General features: G+C 57.2%; 27 protein-coding genes. 13 read left to right on the top strand and 14 right to left on the bottom strand.

Annotated elements, in window-relative coordinates; all coding sequences use genetic code 11:
* Positions 1–29: 29 nt before the first annotated feature.
* The 8 genes from FGF66_RS01930 to FGF66_RS01965 form a co-directional block, all read right to left on the bottom strand.
* The gene (locus FGF66_RS01930; RefSeq protein ID WP_069810797.1) at positions 30–476 is read right to left on the bottom strand and encodes a CBS domain-containing protein; all 447 of its coding nucleotides are present in this window, start codon (positions 474–476) and stop codon (positions 30–32) included.
* A 189-nt stretch (positions 477–665) separates the two neighbouring features.
* The gene (locus tag FGF66_RS01935) at positions 666–1,313 is read right to left on the bottom strand and encodes a hydroxyacylglutathione hydrolase family protein (protein ID WP_139456019.1); all 648 of its coding nucleotides are present in this window, start codon (positions 1,311–1,313) and stop codon (positions 666–668) included.
* An 11-nt stretch (positions 1,314–1,324) separates the two neighbouring features.
* Positions 1,325–1,633: a hypothetical protein gene (locus FGF66_RS01940; RefSeq protein WP_139456020.1), complete on the bottom strand. Its 309-nt coding sequence runs from the start codon at positions 1,631–1,633 to the stop codon at positions 1,325–1,327.
* 19 nt (positions 1,634–1,652) lie between these two features.
* On the bottom strand, positions 1,653–4,886 hold the full coding sequence (locus tag FGF66_RS01945) for an efflux RND transporter permease subunit (protein WP_139456021.1): 3,234 nt from the start codon (positions 4,884–4,886) through the stop codon (positions 1,653–1,655).
* Positions 4,883–5,308, bottom strand: coding sequence for an efflux RND transporter periplasmic adaptor subunit (locus FGF66_RS01950; RefSeq protein WP_170181158.1), 426 nt, complete (start codon positions 5,306–5,308; stop codon positions 4,883–4,885). Before FGF66_RS01950 ends, FGF66_RS01945 begins: the two co-directional genes overlap by 4 nt.
* A 43-nt stretch (positions 5,309–5,351) precedes the next feature.
* Positions 5,352–6,704: a TolC family protein gene (locus tag FGF66_RS01955; protein ID WP_139456023.1), complete on the bottom strand. Its 1,353-nt coding sequence runs from the start codon at positions 6,702–6,704 to the stop codon at positions 5,352–5,354.
* The gene (locus tag FGF66_RS01960) at positions 6,705–6,953 is read right to left on the bottom strand and encodes a metal-sensitive transcriptional regulator (RefSeq protein WP_139456024.1); all 249 of its coding nucleotides are present in this window, start codon (positions 6,951–6,953) and stop codon (positions 6,705–6,707) included.
* Positions 6,954–7,261: 308 nt separating this feature from the next.
* On the bottom strand, positions 7,262–7,891 hold the full coding sequence (locus FGF66_RS01965) for a DUF1997 domain-containing protein (RefSeq protein WP_139456025.1): 630 nt from the start codon (positions 7,889–7,891) through the stop codon (positions 7,262–7,264).
* Between the two features lie 229 nt (positions 7,892–8,120).
* On the opposite strand from FGF66_RS01965, the gene FGF66_RS01970 reads away from it, so the two are divergent.
* The 11 genes from FGF66_RS01970 to FGF66_RS02020 all read left to right on the top strand — a co-directional run bounded on the left by FGF66_RS01970 (position 8,121) and on the right by FGF66_RS02020 (position 17,451).
* Positions 8,121–8,261: a hypothetical protein gene (locus FGF66_RS01970; protein WP_170181159.1), complete on the top strand. Its 141-nt coding sequence runs from the start codon at positions 8,121–8,123 to the stop codon at positions 8,259–8,261.
* A 412-nt stretch (positions 8,262–8,673) separates the two neighbouring features.
* Entirely contained in the window at positions 8,674–8,901 is a 228-nt protein-coding gene (locus FGF66_RS01975) for a Rossmann-fold NAD(P)-binding domain-containing protein (RefSeq protein ID WP_170181160.1), read from the top strand.
* 82 nt (positions 8,902–8,983) lie between these two features.
* A complete protein-coding gene (locus FGF66_RS01980; RefSeq protein ID WP_139456027.1) occupies positions 8,984–10,000 on the top strand; it encodes an aminoglycoside phosphotransferase family protein in 1,017 nt (338 codons plus the stop codon).
* On the top strand, positions 9,997–10,926 hold the full coding sequence (locus FGF66_RS01985) for a sugar phosphate nucleotidyltransferase (protein WP_139456028.1): 930 nt from the start codon (positions 9,997–9,999) through the stop codon (positions 10,924–10,926). Before FGF66_RS01980 ends, FGF66_RS01985 begins: the two co-directional genes overlap by 4 nt.
* A gap of 27 nt (positions 10,927–10,953) precedes the next feature.
* On the top strand, positions 10,954–12,120 hold the full coding sequence (locus tag FGF66_RS01990; RefSeq protein WP_139456029.1) for an exo-beta-N-acetylmuramidase NamZ family protein: 1,167 nt from the start codon (positions 10,954–10,956) through the stop codon (positions 12,118–12,120).
* A gap of 17 nt (positions 12,121–12,137) precedes the next feature.
* Complete coding sequence (locus FGF66_RS01995) at positions 12,138–13,547, top strand: sodium:solute symporter (protein ID WP_139456030.1); 1,410 nt, start codon at positions 12,138–12,140, stop codon at positions 13,545–13,547.
* 122 nt (positions 13,548–13,669) lie between these two features.
* Positions 13,670–14,047: a response regulator gene (locus FGF66_RS02000; protein WP_139456031.1), complete on the top strand. Its 378-nt coding sequence runs from the start codon at positions 13,670–13,672 to the stop codon at positions 14,045–14,047.
* Positions 14,048–14,121: 74 nt separating this feature from the next.
* Positions 14,122–16,182, top strand: a complete 2,061-nt coding sequence (locus FGF66_RS02005) for a hybrid sensor histidine kinase/response regulator (protein WP_246046499.1) — start codon at positions 14,122–14,124, stop codon at positions 16,180–16,182.
* A 6-nt stretch (positions 16,183–16,188) separates the two neighbouring features.
* Entirely contained in the window at positions 16,189–16,551 is a 363-nt protein-coding gene (locus FGF66_RS02010) for a response regulator (RefSeq protein ID WP_139456032.1), read from the top strand.
* A gap of 99 nt (positions 16,552–16,650) precedes the next feature.
* Positions 16,651–16,899, top strand: coding sequence for a bacteriochlorophyll c-binding family protein (locus tag FGF66_RS02015; RefSeq protein WP_069810818.1), 249 nt, complete (start codon positions 16,651–16,653; stop codon positions 16,897–16,899).
* Between the two features lie 210 nt (positions 16,900–17,109).
* Positions 17,110–17,451 (top strand): hypothetical protein, encoded by a 342-nt coding sequence (locus FGF66_RS02020; protein WP_139456033.1) that lies wholly within the window; start codon positions 17,110–17,112, stop codon positions 17,449–17,451.
* 87 nt (positions 17,452–17,538) lie between these two features.
* Here the strand turns inward: FGF66_RS02020 and FGF66_RS02025 are convergent, their stop codons facing one another.
* Positions 17,539–18,237, bottom strand: coding sequence for an SDR family oxidoreductase (locus FGF66_RS02025; protein WP_139456034.1), 699 nt, complete (start codon positions 18,235–18,237; stop codon positions 17,539–17,541).
* A gap of 229 nt (positions 18,238–18,466) precedes the next feature.
* On the opposite strand from FGF66_RS02025, the gene FGF66_RS02030 reads away from it, so the two are divergent.
* Both FGF66_RS02030 and FGF66_RS02035 read left to right on the top strand, forming a co-directional pair.
* Complete coding sequence (locus tag FGF66_RS02030; protein WP_139456035.1) at positions 18,467–19,786, top strand: pentapeptide repeat-containing protein; 1,320 nt, start codon at positions 18,467–18,469, stop codon at positions 19,784–19,786.
* Between the two features lie 25 nt (positions 19,787–19,811).
* On the top strand, positions 19,812–20,045 hold the full coding sequence (locus tag FGF66_RS02035; RefSeq protein WP_139456036.1) for a hypothetical protein: 234 nt from the start codon (positions 19,812–19,814) through the stop codon (positions 20,043–20,045).
* A gap of 60 nt (positions 20,046–20,105) precedes the next feature.
* On the opposite strand, the gene FGF66_RS02040 is transcribed toward FGF66_RS02035, so the two are convergent.
* From FGF66_RS02040 to FGF66_RS02060, 5 genes are all read right to left on the bottom strand, one after another.
* The gene (locus FGF66_RS02040; RefSeq protein ID WP_170181161.1) at positions 20,106–20,384 is read right to left on the bottom strand and encodes a hypothetical protein; all 279 of its coding nucleotides are present in this window, start codon (positions 20,382–20,384) and stop codon (positions 20,106–20,108) included.
* Between the two features lie 162 nt (positions 20,385–20,546).
* Positions 20,547–21,731, bottom strand: coding sequence for a TRC40/GET3/ArsA family transport-energizing ATPase (locus tag FGF66_RS02045; protein ID WP_139456038.1), 1,185 nt, complete (start codon positions 21,729–21,731; stop codon positions 20,547–20,549).
* A 199-nt stretch (positions 21,732–21,930) separates the two neighbouring features.
* A complete protein-coding gene (locus tag FGF66_RS02050) occupies positions 21,931–22,590 on the bottom strand; it encodes a PAS domain-containing protein (protein WP_170181162.1) in 660 nt (219 codons plus the stop codon).
* A gap of 121 nt (positions 22,591–22,711) precedes the next feature.
* Positions 22,712–23,482, bottom strand: coding sequence for a DUF475 domain-containing protein (locus FGF66_RS02055; RefSeq protein WP_139456040.1), 771 nt, complete (start codon positions 23,480–23,482; stop codon positions 22,712–22,714).
* Positions 23,483–23,569: 87 nt separating this feature from the next.
* Positions 23,570–25,489, bottom strand: coding sequence for a potassium transporter Kup (locus FGF66_RS02060; RefSeq protein WP_170181163.1), 1,920 nt, complete (start codon positions 25,487–25,489; stop codon positions 23,570–23,572).
* Positions 25,490–25,512: the final 23 nt, after the last annotated feature.

Genomic DNA, 25,512 nt, shown 5'->3' on the forward strand with positions numbered 1-25,512 from the left:
GACCAGGATACGGTCAAAAAGGGATTGGCTTACAGAGCGATATGGTCGTCATGCACCGGAAGGTCCTCGACGCGATGGAGAACGTCCGTCATATTGAGCACGCCGATAACCTTGTTGCCATCCATGATGGTGAGACGCCTTACATTGGCGCGTTTCATCAGACGCAACGCATACTTGATCCTCATGCTCGGATTGACGCTGATGATCGGCTTGCTCATGATCTGGAAAACCGGGGTGTTCCAGGGATCGCGGTGAAGGTCTTCGCCCGGATCGATCACTTTTTCGAGAATGTCCTTTTCGGTCACGATGCCGTAGCAGTCATCCTCGTTGCGAGGCTCGACGATAAGGCCGCTCTCTCCGCTCTTTTTCATGAGCTGCAACGCTTCGGCAACGGTCGAGCTGCCCTTGATGGTATGGAAATCCTTCTGCATGAGGGCGGAAACCGGAAGGGTCCGTAAAGTGATGAGCTGATCCATGTCGATGTTCTCTCGTTTAAAAAAAGGACGGAGTGTCCCATTACTATTGCTTGAAAACTAATAGCGTCGTTGCTATGTCAGACTAATCTCACGAAAGGTAGGCTTGCTTTTTGGGACATGAATCCGCAAAAAGCATTATCGTTTAAGTAAAGCAAAGAAGAGTGAAAAATCAAGAGGCTGACAAAAAAATCAGCTGATTCCATGCGCTTTTTTGTAGGCCGCCCAGTTGTTTTTCAGGTCAATGAACGATTCTACGTCAGGCTGAAGCAAAAAGGGGTTCGTAGTTTTTTCCCTGCCGATGGACGAACTTGGCGCGACGCCGTAATCGTGACCGGCAAATACTCTGGTCGCCTCCGGCAGCGTCATCAGCCGCTCGTGCAGCGAATGGCACTCCTGCCGCGCATCGGCCTCGCTCCACGTGCCGCCGACCTTGCCCACGAAGAGCGTGTCGCCCGTAAAAAGCGCGTCGCCAGCCAAGAGGCAGATCGAGTCCGGCGTATGGCCGGGGGTTTGGATGACTTCGACGCCGCCCTCGCCGAGCGGGAAGCGCGCGCCGTGCGCCACCTCGATTCCCGACCGGGCGTCGCGGTCGCCGAAGAGCAGCACCCGCAGCCCGGTCAGCCGCTCGAACGCCTCATTGCCGTTGGTGTGGTCGCCGTGGCCGTGGGTGCAGAAAGCGTGGACAAGCCGCCAGCCGCGCCGGGCGGCGGCATCGACCACCGCTTCCGGCGAGTACGACGGATCGACGGCGAACGCCTCGCCAGTCGCCTCGTCCGAGCAGAGATAGCCGAAATTGCGATCTCCGCCCGTCCTGATCTGCTCTACCTGCACACTCATGGCCACGCTCCTCAGATCATCTTTTCGACATTCATCATGAACGCCTTTGCCGGAAAGGCCGGATCGGCGGCGACAGGAGTCGCCTCGATGTCGCTCATGATCTTCTCCGCTTTCTCGTCATCGAGAATGGCGAAGCAGAGCGACGAATAGGCCGTGGGGATATCCTTGCCCGCGGGCCACCAGGCGACCGGCTCTCCGCCCGACTCGCATGAGCAGCCCCTGATGGCGATGCTGCTGAAGAGGCTGACCTGGTGCGCCGTGAACATCTTGCGAATCAGCGGACGGGTCTGTTCGTCTCCTATGATAGCGATCATTTTCATCAGATGTATCTTTTTGGGGTTATGCCGACTTCATGTTTTCGAGCCTCTTTTTCTCGCCCTTCTTTTCGCTCAGGTAGTAAACCAGCGGCACGACAACCAGCGTCAGGATGGTCGAGAGCACACCGCCCCAGATGAGCGAGATGGCCAAACCTTGGAAGATAGGATCAAAAAGCATAACCACCGAACCGATAACCACCGCGCCGGAGGTCAAAATGATCGGGCGGGTTCTGACCGCCGCCGACTCGATGACCGCCTGCTTCAGGCCGATCCCCTCTTCGCGGCGAATCTGGATGAAGTCGATGAGCAGCACCGCATTCCTCACCATGATGCCGGCAAGCGCGATCATGCCGATCATGCTCGTGGCCGTGAAGAAAGCGTGGTGAATGAAGTGGCCGGGAATGATGCCGACCAGGCTCAGCGGAATCGAGATCATCATGATCAGCGGCGTCTTGAAGGACTGGAACCAGCCGATGATCAGCATGTAGATGATGACCAGCACCACGGCGAAGGCCGTGCCGAGGTCGCGGAACACCTCGAAGGTGATCTGCCACTCGCCGTCCCACTTCAGGGCGGGCTTGTCGCCGGTCTTGGGCGGCGCGGTGTAGAGTGGGCTGACCTTGTAGCCGCCGGGCGCCTTGATCGCCTCGATCTTCTTGTCGAGTTCGAGCATCGCATAGACCGGGCTTTCGGTCACGCCAGCCACGTCGGCGGTCACGTAAACCACATCTTTCAGGTCTTTGCGGAAGAGGCTCTTGTCCTGGATTTTCTCCTTGATCGTCACCAGCTCGGAGAGCGGAATCTGCTGACCCGGACGGAGGCGCGTGGTCAGGGAGTTCATGCCCTGCGACTGCACGAAGATGTTGGACAAGTCCTTCAGCGAAGTGCGGTCGGCCTTCGGCAGGCGAAGCTGGATCGTGACCGGTTCGAGTTCGTCCGGCAGGTGCACGATGCCGACATCGACGCCAGCCAGCGACATGCGCAGGGTCTGGGCGATCTGCTCGGGAGTCACGCCACGGAAGGCGGCCCTATCCTTGTTGATCACCAGGTCGTAAACCTTCTGGTCAGCCTCGACCATCCAGTCAACGTCAACGACGCCGGGGGTCGAGGCGAACGCCTTTTTGACCTCTTTGGCGAGCGCGACACGCGAAGCCTCATCGGGGCCGTAAATCTCGGCTACGATGGTGGAGAGCACCGGCGGGCCTGGCGGAATCTCGACGATCTTGGCGTTGGCGCCATACCTGTTGGCAATCTCCTGCACACCGGAGCGTACGCGCTTGGCGATGTCGTGGCTCTGCGCGCTGCGGTCGCCCTTGTGCACCAGGTTCACCTGGATATCGGCCATATTGTCGCCGCGCCTCAGATAGTAGTGGCGCACCAGACCGTTGAAGTTGATCGGCGCGTTGACGCCGACGTAGTACTGGCTGCTCTGCACCTCCGGCACGGTTTTCAGATAACCCGAAATCTCCTTGGCCACCTGGGCGGTGCGTTCGAGCGCCGTGCCCTCCGGCAAGTCGATGATAACCTGGAACTCATTCTTGTTGTCGAACGGCAGCATCTTCATCTCCACCATCTTGAGCGGAACCATGGCGATCGCGCCGGCCAGCATCAGGCCAACCACGCCGAAAGCCACCCAGGTCTTGAAGGTGCTGTCGATGAAGGGGGTCAGCACCTTGTCGAACATTTTGTAGTAACCGGTCTTCTTGATGTCGTACTCCTCGTGATTGCCCTCGTCGGACTTGAGCAGGCGGAACGAGAGCCACGGCGTGGCGATGAGCGCGACCAAAAGCGAGAAGATCATCGCCATCGAAGCGCCGATCGGCATCGGGCTCATGTAAGGCCCCATCAGGCCGGAGACGAAGACCATCGGCAGCACCGCCGCGATAACCGTGAAGGTGGCCAGAATGGTCGGATTGCCGACTTCGCTGATGGCCGTGATGGCCGCCTGGAGGCGCGGCTGGCGCTTCATAGCGAAGTGGCGGTGAATGTTCTCGGCGATGATGATCGAGTCGTCAACCACGATGCCGGTCACGAAGATGAGCGCGAAGAGCGTCACCCGGTTGAGCGTGTAATCGAGCAGGAAGTAAACCAGCAGCGTGAGCGCGAAGGTAATCGGCACCGACATGAAGACCACGAGCGCGCCGCGCCAGCCGAGGAAGAAACCGACCACGATCGTCACGGCGACCACCGCCATGATGAGGTGTTCGAGCAGCGTGAACACTTTTTCCGAAGCGGTCTCGCCATAGTTCCTCGTTTCGGTGACGGTCACATCGGCAGGAATGACCGAGCCTTTCATGCCGTCAACCTTCTCCAGAACCTTGTCGGCAAGCGCGGTGGCGTCGGTGCCCTGCTTCTTGGCGACCGTGAGCGTCACGGCGGGATAGTCCGCCTTGTCCTTTTCGCCGGAGGCCGCGCCCCAGCCGAATGCGGCGTAGTTGTTGACCTCTTCCGGGCCGTCGGTGATGGTGGCCACATCTTTCAGCGTCACCGGCGCGACGCCGTAGATGCCGACCACGATGTTACCGACATCCTCCTTGCTTTGCAGGAATTTGCCCGACTTGACAACGATATTTTCGTTGAAATCCTTGAAATCACCCGAGGTCATCTGGCTGTTGGTGCTCTGTATCTGACGGGCGATTTGCAGCGGCGTGATGTTGAAACGCATCAGTTTGCCCTTGTCGAGCTGCACCCTGATCTGGCGTTTGAGGCCCCCCTTGATCTCGACGTCACCGATATTCTGGGTCTGCTTGAGCTGGTCGGCCACGCTTACGGCGATCCGGCGAAGCTCGTACGGACTCTTGTCCTTGCTCCAGAAAGTGAGGTTGAGCACCGGCACGTCGTCGATGGAGACCTTCTTGATGAGCGGCATCTGTGCGCCGGGCGGCATTTTGTCCATGTATTTCATCAGGGTGGCCCAGAGCTTGACCATGCTTTCCTCGGCGCTCTCGCCAACCTTGTAACGAACAGTCACGAGGGCGAAATCGGGCATCGAGGTCGAATAGACGTAATCGACCCCCTTGATTTCGGTCACGGCGCGTTCGACAGGCTTGGCCACGCGCTCCTGCACCTCGGCGGCGGTCGCGCCGGGATAGGGAATGTAAATATCGACCATCGGCACGACGATCTGCGGCTCCTCTTCGCGCGGCGTCATGAACGTCGCCATGATGCCGACCAGAAGAGCGGCCAGCATGAGGAGCGGCGTTATCTTCGAGTTGATAAACTGCTTTGCAAGCCTCCCGGCTATACCTTCATTCATTGGTGTTGAGCCTCCTTCGCTCTGTCTTGCGTGTGCGTGTCTATAGTAATTCTTGCGCCCTCGCGCAGCTCTGCCGAAGGTGACTCGACAACCTGCTCACCCTGAGCGAGGCCGCTGAGCACGATGGTGCTTGCGCCCAGAGTGTGGCCGGTGCTGACCCACCGCAGCGTAACGATGCTGTCCGGGCCGACAACGAAAACCTGATCGGTACCGGCTTTTCTGAGTATCGACGAAGCCGGAACGAGCAACCTCTTCCGGCCAGCGCCATCAACCGACTCCGTGACGGTCGCGATGTTACCAATGGCGACGGGAGCCGTCACTCCGGCGGATGGCGATGCGGGCTGCTTCTTTTCATGGCCGCCACACGCGGCGAGCAGCGCGGGAAGCATCAGGAAAAGCAGCGCGATGATTCGAGTGTTCATGCCTTTCATGGTTTTCAGTTTTGCGGTCACGACTGAAAAAAATTCAACGGGCGCTGTAATATTCGAGTTCGCTTTTGGCGATGCAGTAGTCGTACCTGGCCTGGTTGAGGCGCATCTTCGCCCAGCTCCACGCCTGTTCGCGCATCAGCAGCTCGAAGGTCATGGCCATGCCGGTTCTGAACTGCTCGCCGATGAAATCGAAGCTCACTTTGGCCGCTTCGAGCGACTTCTGCGTCACGGCGATACGCTCGCGCGAAGAGACCAGAGCACGGCGAGACATGGCGATCTCCATGTCGCTCTGCTCCTTTGCCGCCTGGAAGTTGTACTGGGCTTCGAGCGCCTGGGCCTTGGCCTCCTGCACCTTGCCTTTGGTGGCCATGCCGTCGAAAATGTTCCACTGCACATTCAGGCCGATCGTCCAGCTCGACCCCTCGGTACCGAGAAAGCTGTTATCGTGCCAGTTCTGCTGGGCGAAAGCGTTCACCCTCGGCAGGTACTGCGCGCGAGCCATGTCATGCTGGTAACCGGTGACCTCCTGGAAGGCTTCGAGCGCCTTGAGGTCGCTGCGCCCATCGGCGTTTGCCGACGCCGCCGAAGCCGGAATTTTTGCATCGACCTTCAGGTCGCCGACCGGCTGGACGGTGTCGTCCGGGCCGAGAGCGAGCATCGTGCGGAGCGCATCCTGCGCGTTGCGGATGGCGTCCTGAATCTGGAGCTTCTGGTCACGCAGTTCGGCAAGGCGCACCTCGGTGGAGAGCTTGTCGGACTTGGTCACCAGACCGGCCGAGTAACCGCGCGCGGCCTCGCTGCTGTAGCGCTGCATGATGCCGATCGACTGTTCGGTGGCATCGAGATTCTTCTTGGCGAGAATGAGACCGTAAAAGGCTTTCTTGACATTCAGGTCGATGCTTTCAACCGCGCGGTCGGTCATGAAACCCTGCGCCTTGCGGGCGCTCCGGGCCATCGAGCGGCCAATGATGGCGTCGCGGTTGTAAATCGGCTGCTGCACCTGGAGGCTGGTGTGGAAATCGGTGATCGCCGCGGGATGATTGAGCTTGTCCAGCGCAAAGTCACCAAAATCGGGAGGCGTAGTATTAAAATTGTAGTAGGCACTCTCCTGCTGGAGCTTGCCCACCAGCACCGCGCCGGGATCGTTGGAGTGCATGACGGTTTCGGAGAGCGTCACCTTCGGCAGGTAAGCCTGGCGGCTCTGCATGACTCGCGCGTCGGCCTGTTCATTCTTGGCGCGGGCCGCCTTGAGCATGGTGTTGCGCTCGCGGGCGATCTTCAGTGCGTCGTCGAGCGACAGTCTCATGGTGGCCGCGTCGGCCTGCGAACAAGTCGCGAGACCCGCCACGAGCAGGGCGAAAAACCTTTTGGTTGCCATCTTGGTCATCTATTGTTTCGATATGAGTTTGATAATCTTTTCCACGCTTTCTGAATCTTGTCGGCTCAGACAGTTCTTCAGGTTCCGGTTCAGCACAAGGGAAAAGGTGTTGTCGAGAGCTGCCTTGGCCGCCTGGAACTGGGTCACCACCTTTTCGCACTCCTCCCCGGTCTCGATCATTCTCATCAATGCCTGCACCTGACCGTTCACCTTCTTGAGCCTGACGATCACATCGTCCATCCGGCACTCTTCGTTCATCGCCTGTCCCCTGTTCCCGCATTGACGGGAAAACTGTTTAATCCTTACCTATACCCCGTTAGGGTATTAAAAATAAAAAAAACAACGCTCTCTGCAACAGTAATTCTCCTCCATACAGACTTGATGTCAAGCACGGAGATCGCTGGATGCGAGCATCGAAATCGAAAACCGGACTCCTCCGGATGCAAAAAACCCGACAGATTTTTCATTCCATCGGGTTTCAATCGGACTTTTGAGAAATGTGGATCGGCTCGCGAAGCTATCGATTTCAATGACAATTTCGACGGCAGGAACACGGGAAACCGTCCTCAGTGCTCGACCTTGCCGCCGGAAGCGTTCAGCTCGGCGGTGGTGCAGCAGAGATCGGCCTGCACCTGGCAGAGCATACTCTCGGTGGCCTGCTGCATAATTTTCGACATGATCGCCTCGGTCATGAATTTGAGGACGCCTTCCGGCATGAGATTGAGCGGAAAGGAGAGTTCGAAGTCGAGCGTGATGTCGGTCTCGAAATGCACCTCGGTGCGCTGGTCGTCGAGGTGGTAGAGGCAAATCCGCGTGTTGGCCTGTCCGACAAAGGTGTTCTTTTCATTCAGCAGCACATCGGGCGCTTTCGGGGCGTTGACCCACTGGATGCACCGGCCCGACACCGCGGAATCGGGAAAGGTCTCCTCCGGAGAGACGGGGCCAGCCGGAACCGTGCGCGAATCGTCGAGATGCTCCTCGTTCTGCGTCACGAAAAAGACCGCCGTGATAGGATTTTCACGCGGGTCATCGACCTGGAAAATCCACTGATAGACCCCGTGCTCCTTCAGGTACGTGACGCCGGTACAATATGGATTACACTTGAGAATCCTGACATGATCGGAGAAATAGATCACCGAATCGTTCAGATGCGACTCTATGACCGCCTTGGCTCTGCTTCTACCTATAACCTCCATAACAACAACAGCGCTTGATCTTGAAATAAATTTTTTGATTTTTTCAATGAACGTCTCCAAAAAACCAAGAGTTCCCCCCTCTTTTTTCCGGCCCGTATGAGCATACGACTTGCCAGGAGCTTGGCGTTACAGCCAAAGAGCTGTTGGAATGACGGTTTTTTGATTATTTTCACCGGTTGAAAACCATTTCCCGTTCAGGTAACTTCGTGCAATTATTAAAGCATCGACCATGACTGATCCCTTCAACTACACGACCATTTTCGCTCCCCTCGGCTTCTTTATCGGCGGAATCTTCGTGGTGCTCCTGCTCAACAGGTTCATCGGCAAATCGCAGAATAAAAAACCTGGCCAAGAGCAGCATCCGGCCTGAGGCCAGGGAACACTTCTTCGCAGGCCAAAAGCAATATAACAACGGAATAATTCCGTGCACCAGCAAACTCCGGATAGTTACCGCCGCCATTGCCAGTGGCGATGCATGAGGTCAGGCGAACGGATCGCGCCGCCAGACGCAACAGACCGGAACCCCAGCTTCAGAATTTTGTAAAGCTTGCGCATGCCAGAAGTTGCGGATTGCAAAAAGTCCTCGCCTTTTTCTGACCCTCTTCGCCAGGCCCGAACGTACAGGCCTGGATACAGAATGGATCGTCAACACCTTTTTTACATTCCTGCCCTTGCGCAACTGTTTAAAATATATTAGCTTTGTTTCATTATCACGAAAGCCTTGCCTGAGTGCAGAGAATTTCTCTTTTGTGCTTTCTAACAACTCAAAACATATAAGCATCATGTCAAACGGAACAAACATCGATGTCGCAGGCGCCATCAACACCCTTACCGAAACTTTCGGCAAGCTCTTCCAGATGCAGCTTGACGTTGCCAACACCGCTCTGAAAGCCTTGGCCGACGTTGCCGAGCCTCTCGGAAAGACCGCTACCGACCTGGTCGGCAACTTCGCTGGCGCCGCCACCCAGATTCTCCAGAGCGTATCCGCCGCGATCGCACCGAAGAAGTAAGGCATACCACCTGACCTCAAGCACCTTATGCGCATGTGTAAGGTGCTTTTTTTTTAGGCTCCGCATCCACCTGTCACGCCACATGGAACTCCCGGAATCGATCCGACTCCTCTTTCCGCCCGAAGAACGGGCGCAGCTCGACATCAGAACCATCAAGGGCGACGCCTCGAACCGGCAGTACTTCAGGGTGACAAGCCCTCGCGGCGCATCGGTCGTCTGCGCCGATCCGGCATTCCGCGACGCCGCGCCCGAAAACTACCCGTTCCTGATCGTGCGCGACCTTTTCGACAGGCACGGAGTTCGTGTCCCCGCGCTGCTTGGCGTGGCCCGCGAGCACGGGCTGCTGCGCCTCGAAGATTGCGGCGACCTGATGCTGCAAGACGAAATACCGATGCTCGACCGCGACCGGCTTGCGGCTCGCTATCGCCAGATCATCGACCTGCTCGTGCGCATCCAGTCAATCCGCCCGGACGAAAAAACGCCGGACACGGCGATTTCCTTTTCGCTCGCTTTCGACAAGGAGAAGCTCATGTTCGAGTTCGACTTCTTCATCGAACACGCCCTGCGAGGCTATTTCGCGGAGCGACTCGACGGTCGCGCCATCGCGGAGCTTCGCGGCGAGTTCCTCGCCATCGCCCGGCTGCTGGTGCTGCCGGAGCATTTCGTGCTGAACCATCGCGACTTCCACAGCCGCAACATCATGCTCTTCGGCGACGAACCGGTCGTCATCGACTTTCAGGATGCCCGCATAGGCCTGCCGCAGTACGACGCCGCCTCGCTCCTGCGCGACTCCTACGTGCGGCTCGATCCGTATCTGGTCGAGGAGCTGAAGCGCTACCATTTCGAGCGGCTGCGCGAAGCCGGACTGACGACGATGGACGAGGCGGAGTATCTCCGGCTCTTCGACCTGATGGCCTTTCAGCGCAACGTCAAGGCGGTCGGCACCTTCTGCTACCAGACCACCATCATCGGCAACCGCGCGTTCGAGCCAAGCATCGAGGCGACCCTCGGCTACCTGCGGGCCTACATCGACGCCCGGCCCGAACTCGCCGTGGCGGGGCACCTGCTCGAACCGCTCATTCCCGGAACTTCGCGATGAACGCCTTCGTCCTCGCCGCGGGCTTCGGCACTCGCCTGCAACCACTGACCGACGCGACACCCAAGCCGCTCGTGCCGGTGCTGAACGTGCCGAGCCTCTGCTACTCGCTCTTCCTGCTCAAGGAGGCGGGCATCCGCAAGGCGATCATCAACATCCACCACCATCCGGAGCAGTTGCGAGACTTTTTCGACCGGCACGATTTCGGCAGCCTCGAAATCGTGCTCTCGGAGGAGCGCGAAATTCTCGGCACGGGCGGCGGACTGAAGAGGTGCGAAACGTTGCTCGGCGGTGATGATTTCGTGCTCATCAACAGCGACATCATCAGCAACATGAACCTGCAAGCGCTGATCGAAACGCACCGGCGCTCCGGCTGCGGCGGCACGCTCGCGCTCTACGAAACGCCGCTCGCCACAGAGATCGGCCACGTCGGCCTGCGCGGCGGTCGAGTGCTCGATTTCCGGAACCAGCGCGGCACCGGCCTCTCGTCATCGTTCATCTACACGGGAACCGCCGTGTTCAGCCCGGCGATCTTCCGCCACCTGAAAGCGGAGTATTCCGGCATCGTCGAAACCGGATTCCTCGGGCTGGTGGACAACGAAGGACTCGCCTTTTTCGAGCACCGTGGATTGTGGCAGGATATTGGCACCCTGCCCAACTTTTACCGCGCGAACCTCGACGATAATTTGCGTATTCTTCAGCTTTCGGAGCGCATGAAGCGCGCAATCGGCCTTTTTCCCTGCATGATTTCGGAAAATGCGTCGATCAGCCCCGATGCCCGCGTCGAAAATTCGGTGGTCGGCGCGAACTGCGCGGTAGCCGCCGGAGCCGTCGTGGAGCACTCGGTGCTCCTGCCCGGCACGACGGTCGAGAGCGGCGAGACGCTCCGAAACGCCATCGCCGCGCCCGGCATCCGCATTCCGCTTTGAACTCCTGACAGCGCAAACAGCAACGGCATGGTCATCAACGGTCTCGACATACTGCTCCGGAATCCCGAAATGCTGAAGAACCGGCGCGTCGGCTTGATCGCCAACCAGACCTCGGTTTCGATGCAGCTCGAATATTCGTGGGTTCTCCTGCGCCGCGCCGGTGTGGGGCTCGCGAGAATCTTCTCGCCGGAGCACGGTCTGTTCGCCGTCGAGCAGGATCAGATCGCCGTCACGCGCCAGCCCGACACCGGCTGCCAGATCGTGAGCCTCTACGGAGACAGCGAGCAGTCGCTCGCCCCGGCCCGCGAGCTGCTCGACGGACTCGACCTGGTGCTCTTCGACATTCAGGATGTCGGCTCGCGCTACTACACCTACGTCAACACGCTGGCGCTCTTCATGGAGGCCGCATCGGGACTCGACATCGAGATCATGGTGCTCGACCGCCCGAACCCGCTCGGCGGCGAGCTGATCGAGGGGCCACTGCTCGACCCGGCGTTTCACTCCTTCGTCGGCGTCATGCCGACGCCAGTGCGCCACGGACTGACCGCCGGAGAGATCGCCCACTTCTGGCGCGACTACAAAAAGCTCGATCTCAACCTTAGCGTCATTGCGATGCAGGGCTGGTCGCGCCAGATGCTCTTTCCGGAGACTGGCCTGCCGTGGGTGCCGCCCTCGCCGAACATGCCGTCGTTCGAGACAGCGGAGGTCTATCCCGGCATGTGCCTTTTCGAAGGGCTGAACGTTTCGGAGGGACGCGGCACGACCACGCCCTTCCTGCTCTCCGGCGCGTCCTTCGTCGATCCGGAAGCCCTGGCCGAGCGACTCGCGTCGGTGCCACTGGAGGGCGTCGTTTTCCGTCCGACCTGGTTCCGCCCGACCTTCCACAAGTACGCAGGCGAAGCAATTGGCGGCATTTATCTGCACGTCACCGACCACGCCCGATTCCGCCCCTTTGCCACGGCGGTCGCCATGACCTGCGCCTTGCGCGAACTCTGGCCGGAGCAGCTCGAATTTCTGGAGAGCGTGTACGAGTTCCGGGACGACATCCCGGCCTTCGACCTGCTTGCCGGAAGCTCAGCGATCCGCTCGATGATCCTCGGCGGCGCTCCGGCGGAAACCGTCATCGCTTCGTGGGAAAGGGACGAGGCGGCGTTCGCGGCGATCAAGCCCACGTTTCATCTCTACGACAACTGACCCGGATACCATCGATTATGCACCCCATAGACCTTGCTATCGTCATCCTGTTTCTGGTCGGAAATACGCTCTTCGGCCTCTGGCATGGAAAAAGCAACAAAAGCACCAGCGACTATTTCCTCGGCAGCCACAAGCTTCCCTGGATCGCCTCGATGTTTTCAATCGTCGCATCGGAAACTTCGGTGCTGACCTTCGTGAGCGTACCCGGCGTGGCGTATCGCGGCGACTGGACATTCCTGCAGCTGGCGATGGGCTACATCGTCGGCAGGATTCTGGTGAGCATCATCCTGCTTCCGATGTATTTCAAGCACGGCGTCAGCTCTATTTACGAGGTCATCGGCATCCGGTTCGGAGTACCGATGCAGAAAGTCGCCTCGGTCGTTTTTCTGATCACCAGAACCCTCGGCGACGCCATCCGGTTTCTGGCGGCGGGCGTGGTGGTGCAGGTGGTCACCGGCTGGTCGTTACCGCTTTCGGTCATCATCATCGGCACGGTGACGCTGGTCTATACCCTCTCCGGCGGCCTCAAGGCGGTGGTCTGGCTCGAAAGTTTTCAGTTCGGCCTCTATCTGCTCGGCGGACTCGTCTCCGTCGCCTTCCTGTTCCAGAGCCTTGACATGCCGCTTTCGGACGTTGCCGTAGCGCTCTTTGCGGCGGGCAAGCTGAAAATCATCGATCCCGATCCGCATATTTTCACCAAGCCGCTCGCCTTTTTCAGCGCTTTTATTGGCGGCACACTGCTTTCGCTCTCCTCGCACGGCGTCGATTTCATGATGGTTCAGCGCGTGCTGGGCTGCCGCGATCTCGGCGCCGCGCGAAAAGCGATGATTGGCAGCGGCCTGTTCGTGCTGTTCCAGTTTTCGGTATTCCTGCTGGCCGGTTCACTGATCTGGATGTTCATGCACGGCGTCCCGATGCAGAAGGATCGTGAATTCGCCTGGTTTATCGTTCATTATCTGCCCGTTGGCTTGAAAGGTCTTCTGGTCGCCGGTGTACTCTCGGCGGCCATGTCAACCCACAGCTCGGCCATAAACTCGCTGGCCTCATCGACCGTGAACGATATTCTCGGCGGACGGACTTCATTGACGGTATCGAGAGTGATAAGCCTCGCGTGGGCGGTCGTGCTCATCATCATCGCATTGCTGTTCGACGAAAGCAACGAAGCGATTGTCATGCTTGGCCTCGAGATCGCCTCGTTCACCTATGGCGGCCTGCTCGGCCTGTTCCTGCTCTCGAAAAGCGGCAGGCATTACCGTTCTTCCAGCCTCATTGCCGGGCTGCTGGCCAGCATAGCGGTGGTGTTCCTGCTCAAATTTCTCGGTCTTGCATGGACATGGTACATTGCAGTTTCTGTCACGGTCAACATACTGACGACAGCCGTAGTCGAGGCGCTACTTCCAGGCAAGGACTCTTTGGCGCGGGAATAATCATTTTTGCAAACAAAGCTGTATCTTGTGAGCATATATTTGCCGGTCATGCTCCCGCATCCCGTCCACGCTGCAACGAACCGGAACGGGGTTTCTGAATAACATCGAAGACACGACGAACCATGAAAAGCAACGATCCCATCCTGGTCATCGAGGATGAGGAAGACATCCGACAGATGATCTGCGACATTCTCGAAGAGGACGGCTACAGCACCGTTCAGGCCTCCAATGGCAACGAAGGGTTGCAGATTCTCAGGAAAACGCCAGAGATACGCATGGTCATCACCGACCTGATCATGCCGGAAAAAGAGGGCATCGCCATGATCAGCGAACTCAGGAAAGATTTTCCCTGGATCAGAATTGTCGCCATCTCGGGAGGCGGCATCCGCATTCCGGAAAACTATCTCAACCGGGCCAAAGCCGTCGGAGCCGACGCCACGCTGTGCAAGCCGTTCGAAAGTTGCGAGCTGTTGAGCATCATCGACGAGCTGAACCGATAGGCCGGATTTGCGCGATTTGAAATGTCAGAAAACCGATTCATCAGTGAACTGCGCAAAGCAACAAACTTTCAGTAATGGACAGTCACCACCCGGATTCGCCGGCAGGCGCTGACAGCAGGATGCCCGAGGGCGGCATCGTGGCGCTTGAGAAAAAGATCGCCATGCTTGAAAGCAGGGCCGCGATAGCCGAACAGCGGGCCGAGGCTCTGGATACCGCCCTCGAATCGGCGCGCGCGGGATTCTGGGAGTGGGAGGTCGAGAGCGGAACGATCCGTATCGACCGGCAATGGGCGAACATAACCGGTCACGGCCCTGCCGAGTTCGGCGCGATGACCATTGAAAAGTGGCGCGAACTGTGCCATCCGGATGATCTCGGGCTGGTCGCCAGCTCGATGGACGAGTTTCTTGACGCAGCGGAGGGCGCTCTTGATCTCGAATTGCGTGTGCGCCACAAAAGTGGCGAATGGATCCGAGTGGTCGATCGGGGCAAGATCACCCGCCGCGACCGGAATGGCAAACCGTCACAGCTCACCGGATCGCGGCAGGCATTGGACGCTCAGCGCGATAAATGCAAACCGGACGCAAAAAAAGCGCAAGAAGAGTTGCAAGCCCTTATCGACAATATCCCGGGAGCGATGTACCACATCGATGCGGCTGGGCAAACCATCATCCGCACCAAGCCTCCCGAGTTTCTGAAAGCGCTCGCGTCCGAGCATCATGGAACTCCTCTGTTCAACACCCTTTCGATGATTCACCATGATGACCGGCACATGGTGGCCGGCGCGTACAGCAAACTCAGGGAAGCCCCGCAATCCCGGACGCTGGTGTACCGGATTGCCACCCCGGAGGGAGGGGTGCGCTGGATCGAAGACCACATGAGATCATTGTTCTCGGATGATGGCCTTTTTTCGGGAATCGACGGCCTCCTGTGCGAAATAACCGACCGGATCACCAGCCTCGAAGAGGCGCGGCAACTCGAAGCGCAACTGCGCAAATCACAGCGGCTTGAAACCATCGGCACCCTTGCCGGCGGCATCGCTCACGATTTCAACAACATCCTGACCCCGATTCTCGGTTACTCTGAAATGGGGCTTGCCGGCATTGGCGAGGATGATCCGATGCATGAATATTTCGCTGAAATCATGCAGGCTGCCGAACGCGCCCAAAAGCTCGTAGGCCAGATTCTGACCTTCAGCAGGGCCGAGGAGGGCAAAGCCGCGTCGGTAAGCATCCAGGAGATCATCGACGAAGCCATACAGCTTTTGCGTCCTTCGCTGCCATCGACCATTACCATCGAAGAGCATATCGACAATTCGTGCCGCAACGTTCTTGCCGACCCGACCCAGATGCACCAGGTCGTCGTCAATCTCTGCACCAACGCCTTCCACGCGATGGAGCAAACCGGCGGAGTCCTGAAGATCGGTCTCAGGGAAATCAGCGCCGAAAACGGCGCGCCGTCAGTCGTCCCGAAGCTGCCTGATGGCAACTATATCGAACTGACCGTTTCAGATACCGGAACCGGCATGGACGAACCGACCATAGAGCGTATTTTCGAACCATTCTTTACGACCAAATCAATCGAAAAAGGCACAGGACTTGGCCTGTCGGTCGTTCATGGCATCGTAACCGCCGCCAACGGACAACTCAGCGCCGAAAGCGACCCGGGCAAGGGATCGACATTCCATGTCTGGCTGCCGGTTGTCGAAAACAAAAGCAGCAACAGTCCGGAGGAAAAGCTACAACCCGCGAAATATACCGCCAATGTCCTCTTTGTCGATGACGAACCGGCGGCGGTTCAGATGGTGACGATCATGATGACCAAACTGGGCTACAACATCCGCGCCGAAAAATCTCCTGTCGAGGCGCTGAATCTTTTCAGAGAGCAAGCCAATCAGTTCGACCTGGTCATCACCGACCTGACCATGCCCGACATGACCGGCATCCAGCTGACCAGCGAAATTCACAAAATTTCTCCCTCGATTCCAGTCATTCTGATGACCGGATACGGTAAAATCATTGACCACGACACGCCGCTAAAGCACTATGGTATAAACCGTCTGCTGAAAAAACCGGTCAAACTCGCCCAGTTGGCCTCGGCGGTCAACGAAGTTCTCTCATCAACCAAATCCCCTTAAAGAAACATGAAAATTCTTGTCATCGACGACGATCCATCCGTCAGAAAGTTCATAGCCACAACCTTGAAAAAGGAAAATTACGTCGTAACCGAAGCAGAAAACGGCGCTGAAGGGCTGATAAAACTTCAGCAAGAGAGAGATATCTCCATCATCATCACCGATCTGATCATGCCTGAGAAAGAGGGAATCGAAACCATCATGGAGGTACGCAAAATCAATCCGACGTTGAAAATTCTGGCCATATCGGGTGGCGGGAAAGCCGGTCCTGAAAACTTCCTGCTGCTTGCCGATGCCGTCGGGGCGAATGCCACGCTCAAAAAGCCGTTCGGCGGTCAGGAACTGCTCATGTGCCTGCGCATGTTAGCCTGACTGGTAAAACACCGACAAATCGGTGTTGCGCCGGTATGTTATTTTTTTTAACTTGCGTTAAATTGTGACCATTCATATCATAACAAGGAAATTTTCACCATGAACAACCCAGCCGGAGCATTCGTCCAGGGAGCTGAAGCCTATGGCAGGTTTCTTGAGGTATTTATCGATGGCCACTGGTGGGTAGTCGGTGACGCTCTTGAGAATATCGGCAAAACCACCAAAAGACTCGGCGCGAATGCCTATCCCCATCTTTATGGTGGCAGTGCAGGGCTGAAAGGCTCCTCTCCGAGGTATTCCGGTTATGCCACGCCGACAAAAGAGGTGAAAAGCAGATTTCAGGAGTGAACATCACTCGTGTCTAAACAAAAAAAGGGCTACAGCGCCCTTTTTTTGTTTTCCGTTCGCCCTTCGCTTGAAGGGTTATCCGCGAATGAGTACATTTTTACAGAAATACCCGCGCTGTTAATTTTCACGGTACTCAGCATTTGCTGACCACGCCGGGATAGACATCAATTACTCGAAGGTTCAACTCACTATCAAAAAAGGAGATGCATTATGGCAGACGAAGAAAAAATCGACACGATGAAGTCATTCGACTTCGCCGTCAAAAGCATAACGGAAGCAGGCGTTAACCAGCTCAATCTCGTTTCCAATACCATCCAGTCCGCAGTGCCCGCAGTCACCAGCGCCGCGCAGAGCGTGACGGACGCTGTTTCGGCATCAGTCAAGACGGTGAGCGAGGCTGCCGGAACCGTGACCGGCGCGCTCGGCGAGTTTGGAGGCGCGGTGGTCAACCTGGCGGGAGCCGTGGCCAACTCGGCCATTTCGGTCGCCCAGTCGGGAGTCAACACCGTTGCGAACGCCATCGGTTCTATCCTTCCGGCAAAAAAAATCTGAACCGCCCATTCGCGATTGCCAACCACCTGCCATAACCGGAGCCTCGACAGCTCGAAGCTCCGGCGGGCGGGCCTCCCGATTCCGCTCTTACGACAGCTTGTCGAAATAGCCTGCGAGCGACTGCTGCGGTTCGGGGGCGTCGATGATGACCTCGAAGGTTTTGTTGGCCGCCTTTTCGACCCACAGCGACAGTACGGCCAGCTCGGCAACGTCCGACCGGTTCATCCAGCCGTTCCACAAGTGATCGCCCTGTTCGACATGAAGCCGGTGCTGAAGCGGCTCGCTATCCCTGAGGCCGCCGGGGCGGACAATCGTGTACGAGCGCCCCGCGGCGGCAAAGGTTTTGCGCAGATGCTCCTCGGCGGCAAGCTTCATGCTCAGTACGCCGCCGAACAGGTTGAGCGGATGGAACCATTTGGTCACTCCGATGGAGCTGACCATCGCGAAATGGCTCACGCCAGCTTTGGCAGCCTGGTCTATCAGCCTGATCGCGCCGTCGCGGTCAACCTCCGATGGCGAGGCCTCGCCGCTTATCGACGAGGAGCCGAGTGCGGAGATGACCGCGTCACAGCCACTGACCGCCTGGCCGATCGCCTCGGCATCCTGGATTTTGCCGATGGCCACTTCGACGCCGTCACCGAACAGGCTTCTCGCTTTCTCCTCCGAACGAACGAAGACCCTGACCGGTACGCCATAGTGCAAAAGCCGCTTGACGACCCAAGTGCCCGTTTTGCCCGTAGCTCCGGCCACAAGCACTTTTTTTCCGTATCCCGATTTTTCAGCCATAATTCCGTTTCCTTTTTTTTCTTTTCATGCCGGTATCGATAAAAAACCATTTTGGCAAGCACTCTGTTTCCTGCATGCTTTTTTTACCGGAAGAAAACATCATCCGGGCGGGGCTTCGATGGACTCTCTCTCTTTTTCATTAAGTTGCAGAAGTTGCGGCGGCAAGCACCGAAAACGACCAGCCTCCCCTTCAAATCAACTTTATTCAGGCATCACTCAACATCGCACCATGAAAATCCATAGCACTGCCATTCCGGCAATCATTTTTGCGATCTCACTCTCTTCCCCAACCATCGCCAATGCCTATAACCGCGATCAACTGAAGCTGCTCCAGAAAAGCGTCGCCGAGTGGAACGCCATGCGCAGCCAGCAGCCAGAACTTGCCATCGATCTCTCCAAGGCCAACCTCGAAGACGCGAATCTCAAAGGGGCGAATCTGTCGAAGGCCAATCTCTCCAAAGCCGACCTCAGCGGCGCTTCGCTCGACCAGGCAAACCTCGAAGGCGCGAACCTGTCGATGGCTTACCTGAAAAAAACCAACATGAAATCGGCCAACGCCTCGCGAGCCTGGCTGGCGGGCGCGAACCTGAGCGGCGCATTCATGAAGGACGCCTCGCTGAAGGCGGCCAATCTTGCTGGCGCGAACCTGCGGTGGGCCAAGCTGGGCGGAGCCGATCTGGAGCGGGCAAGCCTCAAGAATACGGTGCTGTTCGAAGCGGATTTCGAGCGGGCGAACCTCAAGGGCGTACAATTCGACAATGCCAGGTTCATCGGAAACGCCACATTCAAAGACGCGGCGCTGTCGAACAATACCGTGCTGCCTTCGGGCGCACCGGTCACTCGCGGCTGGGCGACGATGCGCGATGCCCGTTTCGTCAAGGAAGCTCCCGCCGCGCCGCCGGAATTCGTGCCGCCGGTCATGGCCGCGCCGATCGTCATTCCGGAAAACATGCCTGCCGGTAGCGCCCAGGCCGTTCCGGCGCCGCCTGCGCCCGATGTGAGGGAGGTCGAGGAGTGGAATGCGATGCGGCAGAACAATCCCGAGGCGAAAATCGAGATGACCGAGGAGAAACTCGGCCACGCCGAACTCGGCGGCGTCGATCTGCGGAAAGCCTCGCTGTCGAAATCCGATTTCGAGCAAGCCAACCTCGACAAGGCCAATCTGGCCGGCGCGGATCTGGCCGGAGTGAATCTCCAGAGAGCCGACATGAAAGAGGCGAATCTGAAGGGAGTCAATCTCGAAGGCGCGAACCTCGAACGGGCATACATGAAAAATGCCGACCTTTCGGGCGCGAATCTGCAAGGGACGAAGCTTTACGGCGCGACGCTTTACGGCGCGAACCTGGAGGGAGCAAATCTGTCAAAAGCTTCATTGCTGGACGCCAACCTGGAAAAAGCCTCGCTGAAAGGCGCCAATCTGACCGGCGCGACGCTGATCGGCGTGAACCTGACCGATGCCGTCATCTCATCGGCAACGATCACACCGGCGGGCAAAAAGGCGACGCGAAGCTGGGCGACGCTCAACAATGCCGTTTTCACCGATAAATAACCGATGACTCAACGCTGAACCGGATATGGCCAACATTCTTGTCGCAAGCTACTACAGCCGCTGGGACCTGGCGGAGCACAACGGGCGGATCGCCCTGTACGATTCGAGCAACCAGCTCATCGAGAACCATCTTTTCACCCACCCGGCAGAGTTCCAGGTCGTGGCGAGTATGCTCCGGCATGAAAAGCCGCTCTGGTTCGATACCGAGGTCAAACACCTCCGTACCGGATCGGAGCCGGTTGGTGAATGGGAGAGCTGAGGGAAAGCTGGTGACAGCGCCTTTCATGGCGAAATGCGTGACGAAGGGCGCTGTTCCGGTTCAGTTGGGAAAGCGCCTCCGGTGAAGAAGCTGCAGCAATGGGTGTGCTTTACTAATGTTGGGATCGCTGACCGGCAGAAGATGCTTTTTGCCGGTGCGGGTAACCACTTCGATCGTGCCGTCGGCATTGACTGAGCTCACTTTCCAGTATTTGTCAACCACGTAGTGATAATGTTCGCCATGTTCGAGGGCGTAAACCTGCCTGGCTCTCGGGCCTGGCGATACGGAGCTTTTTGGTTTGTGATAAATAATCGAATCTCCGACCCTGAATTGAGGCATCATCCCCCCTCCTTTCCGTCGATCGAACGGCATACAGATTGGTATAAAAAAGTTAGTTATCGTTGATTGTATAAAAAAAACCAGAAAAAACTCTACAATTTTTTCATCATAGCCATTCGCGCGGCTCTTTTTTCCCCAAGAGCCACGATCGACCCATGCCGTTCAGGAAATCTCTTCCGCAAATCCGATAACAAGCCGGTCGCCCTCCCTTCTCGCCCCGGTGGTTCTGAGCGTGGCCAAAGCCTGGGGCAGCACCATGTTCCGCCGGTGGTTGCCGATTCTGATATTCAGCTCGTCACCGCTCTTGCTCAACTGAACCGTCTCGTCCGGCAGGTTGGGAAGCAGCAGTTCGAGATCGTATCCGCCCTCCGTTTGCTTGATCTGGTATGGATTTCTGCGATAATAGACCTGCGACGGGTCTTCGTCACCATAGAGCATCTCCTTGAGCTTTTCGAGGGTCGCAAGCCCGCAAATCTCACGGGAGTAGAGCGAAACCTCCTTGACGGGCAGCGGGCTGAAACTGTCGATGATCTCCTGCCGGTAGAGCTTCTGGTTCTCTTTCCAGTACTGAAAATAGGGATCGGTCACCTCGTCGGGAATGATTCTGTTGGAGATGACCATGTCGATGGAGATGTTGTAGAGGCTGAGGTAGGCCTGCGCACGGAGCGACTCCTTGATGACCATCTTCTCCGGATTGGTGACGAGCCGCACCGAGGTAACGCTGTTGTCGGTCAGAATTTTGCCAAGCGCTTCGATCTGCCCGTAAAACTCGTAAGGCAGATCCATCATCTCCTTGTCGGGCAGCGAAAATCCGGCGAGCGGCCTGAAGATCGGCTCCACGAGCGGACGCAGATAGACCGCCATTTTTTCGAGCGGCTTGTAGAGCCTCCGCATGTACCAGCCGCCCACTTCCGGAATGCTCAGGAGACGCAGGGCGGTACCGGTCGGCGCGGAATCGATGATCAGCACGTCGTAATCGCCCTCCTTGTGGTGACGGAACACCCGTACCAGCCCGAAAATCTCGTCCATGCCTGGCAGGATGGCCAGCTCCTCGGCCTGCACACCATCCAGCCCGCGGGCCTGGAGCACCTCGGTCATGTAGCGCTTGACGCTGCCCCAGTTCTGCTCCAGCTCTTCGAGCACATCGAGTTCCGCGCCCCAGAGATTCCGGCGCACCTCGCGCGGCTCGTGGCCAAGCGGCACATCGAAACTGTCGGCGAGCGAGTGGGCCGGATCGGTGCTCAGCACCATGGTTTTATAGCCCAACTCGGCGCAGCGCATTCCGGTGGCCGCCGCCATCGAGGTTTTGCCAACCCCACCTTTACCCGTCATGAGAATCAGACGCATACAACGCTCCTTTTTTCCTTACCCAACCACAGGCGGGAAAAAATAGTTTGTTCTCGTCACAAGCTTGACGCTCGACCTGAGGGCGAACGCCAAGCGGCGAATAGCGACGGAACGCAAAAAGCCTCTCTGCCACGAAAGCGAAAGAGGCCTGAACTTGCTGGCTTTGGACGGTTCGGAATGCTTGCCTTGCCGGAACCGGTCAGAAAAGCTGGTTGTCGGTTTTGCGCAGAATCATCGCGTACTCGTTCTGGTCGGTCATCGGCTTTCTTTTGACCGAAAGGCTCCATTCGACATTCAGCCAGGAACCATCGCCGGTCTTGAACCTCGAATAGAACATGAGCACCGCCTCATGGGGCTTCTGGCGATCGAGCGCGCTCTTGAAGTGCAGGTAATCATCCGGATGGAGGATTTCCGCAAGCGACATCCCGGCAAGCGAACCAGGCGAGAAACCGAGAAACTTCTCGATCGAACTGCTCAGATCGACAATCTTCTCTTCATCGTCCAGAACGGCGTATGCTTCGATAGCCGGCTTGAGGCGCTCCTCGAACCTGCCGATATGCATACGCACCTGCCGCAGCAGATTGTCAATATCCATGCGGTATCGGGAAAGCGCCAGAGCGTCACTGATCGGACTCACCTGTTCCCCGACCGCATGACCGGTGAGGATCCAGTCGATATCGGCTCCATCCTTTTCAAGCCGGTCAAGCATCTTTTTTCCGGGAAGACACTTGCCTTTGAGATATGGAGTCATCTGCGCCGGGTACTTGATGCCTACCGCCCGGCAAAAAGCGTTGACCGAACCGTGCTTTTTGAGAATATAATTTCTGAGACGATGATTGAATCCGCTATGTGTGCTCATGATAATGGATAAATAGCTGTTAACAATTCGATTCGATAATAATGCGAAACAACCGGTTCGCATTCATGCCAAGGGCAAGCGGCGTTTGTCGCTTCGAGAAACAGGAAAAACCATCCGCGTCTCATCCATCGGTTTCCCTGGCCGGAACATTGAACAGGGCGCTGGTAACTACCGGAACAAGGAAAATGGTCACCGTGATGACCGACATAACTACATCGGCCTGGTGTCCCGCGAGATAGCTGCTGATCGCCATTTCCGGCCAGAGATGCTCGAATACGCTGAAGGTCAACCGCAGCCCCAGAACAGCGAGCACGATATAGGCGCAACTCTCCAGAAAAGCATACTCTTCCATAAGCCGGATAAAGCCATAGGCAACGAAACGCATCGTCAGAATACCGATGAAAACTCCGGCACAGACCAGAATGAGATTATCCGTGAAAGCAACCGCCGCAAAGACATTGTCGATCGAAAACGCGATATCCATCATCTCGACAAACACCACTGTAGCCCAGAATGGGCCAAGCCACCCTGCGACAAATCGATAGAGGCGATTGTTGCGCTTTTCGTTATTCCGCGAGCCCGCATCCGTCGCGCCCCGGCTGTTCCACCAGCTCCAGACAAGATAGAGCAGGTAGAGACCGCCAAAAGGCTTGAGCCACCAGATACTGACCAGGGAGGCCGCAAAAGCCAGGAAAAGACCTCTGAACAGATAAGCGCCGAAAATACCGTACCTCAGGGCTGCCGGACGCTCTTGTGGGGGCAGGTCAAGAACCATGGTCGCAAGCACTGCCGCATTGTCCACCGACAGCAGCCCCTCGATCACGATGAGGTTGAAAATGACAAGCAGTGACGAGGCCGGGTGATCAACGATTTGCTGGACAAGTTCTTGCATCGGTATTTAGACTGCCTGTTCCCGTTTCTATATGCCAATGTACATAATACTATATAGAAAACAAATACAAACAGGAAAATTGCAGTATCAAATCTGCACCTGCACACCAATCTCGATCACCTGGCCCGAAGGGAGATCGTAATATGCCGTAGCGCTCAGCGCGTTGCGAGCCATCAGGGCGAACAGCTTTTTCCGCCAGAGGCTCATTTTCGATTTCATACCCGTCACGATCTTCTCCCGGTTGAGAAAGAAGCTGATAGCCTCGGGCCTGAAGTGCATCCCTTGCTGGTTGGCCAGCGCGAGCACCTGCCGGATGTTGGGGTACTCCATGAAGCCGTACCTGGCGATAATCTTGTACATGCCGTAATTGAGCTGCACCACCTCGACCTTCTTGCTGTTCGGCACCCTCGGCACCCGCTCGGTCGAAAAGTTGAGCAGCCCGACCTCGGAGTGCAAAATCTTGTTGTGTCGCATGTTGTGCAACAGAGCCATCGGCACCACGTCAGGGTTTGCCGTCAGATAGACCGCCTGGCCCTTGACCCGTTGGGGCTGCTGAATGGCAAGACTGTCAACGAACTCGGCAACCGTGAGCGTACGATCTGCGATCTGCTTTTGCAGCAGCCTGCGTCCCTGCTTCCAGGTCAGCATGACCGTGAAGAGCACGGCGCCGACCACCAGAGGGAACCATGCGCCGTGAAGCAATTTGCTGACGCTGGCCCCGAAAAACGACAGGTCGATAATCAGGAAAAATCCCATCAGGAGGTTGATGGCCGTACGATTCCAGTTCCAGAGATCACGGGCGACATAATAGAACAGCACGGCTGAAATCAGCATGGTTGCCGTCACCGCTACGCCATACGCCGAGGCGAGCTTGCTGGACGAACCGAAACCGGCGACCAGCGCAATCGTGGCAAACATCAGCGACCAGTTGGCCGCAGGAACGTAAATCTGGCCGATGTGGCTGGCCGAGGTGTGCCGCACGGTGAGTCTCGGAATGTAACCGAGCTGAATACCTTGCTGGGTCAGCGAAAAAACCCCGGTAATCAGCGCCTGAGAAGCGATGATTGTCGCGAGCGTCGCCAGAATGACCATGGGAATGAGGCCCCAGGAGGGCACCAGCGCATAAAAAGGATTGTATGACTTTTCAGGCTCGGAGAGCAGCACCGCCCCCTGTCCAAAATAGTTCATCAAGAGTGAGGGTAACACCAGCACCAGCCAGGTCAGCCGGATCGGGCGTTTGCCGAAATGGCCCATATCGGCATACAGCGCCTCCGCGCCGGTCACGGCAAGAAAAACCGCGCCAAGCACCATGAACCCTTTGGCTTGGTTGTTCATGAGAAACTCGATTCCGTACCACGGAAAAACAGCCTGCAATATCTGCGGATAACGGACGATTTCAACCAGACCGAGCAGCCCAATCGAAGTGAACCAAAGCAGAATAATGGGCCCAAAAAACGACCCGACCTTGGCTGTGCCATGATGCTGGAAAAGAAACAGCCCGGCCAGAATGGCAATCGTCACGGGGATCATGAAGGGAGTGAAGCTCGGCGCGATGAGCTGGATGCCCTCGACGGCGCTGAGCACTGAAATCGACGGCGTAATCATGCCGTCGCCATAGAGCAGCGCCGCGCCGAACAGGCCGAGACTAACCAGAATCCACCGTTCGCTCTTGCTCTTCTTGCTGTGGGAAATGATCAGGGAGGTCAGGGCCAGAATGCCGCCCTCACCTTCGTTATCAGCCCTCATAATGAAGGTCAGGTACTTCAGCGTGACGATCAGGAGGAGCGCCCAGATCAGCAGCGAAAGCACCCCGAGCACATTGGGAGTGGTTACGGGAATGCTGAACTCACCATGAAAACACTCCCGGATCGCATAGAGCGGGCTGGTGCCGATATCGCCGAACACCACGCCAAGCGCGGCAAACGACAGGGTGAGAAGGCGCTTGGGATCAGACCTGCTGGAGTGAGAACGAGAAGATAAATGAGAATCTCCGGATGTCGTGGACATAGGCAGGAAAGTTCTTGTTACCG

This window comes from Chlorobaculum thiosulfatiphilum (genome assembly GCF_006265165.1).
GTDB classification, from domain to species: Bacteria; Bacteroidota; Chlorobiia; order Chlorobiales; family Chlorobiaceae; genus Chlorobaculum; species Chlorobaculum thiosulfatiphilum.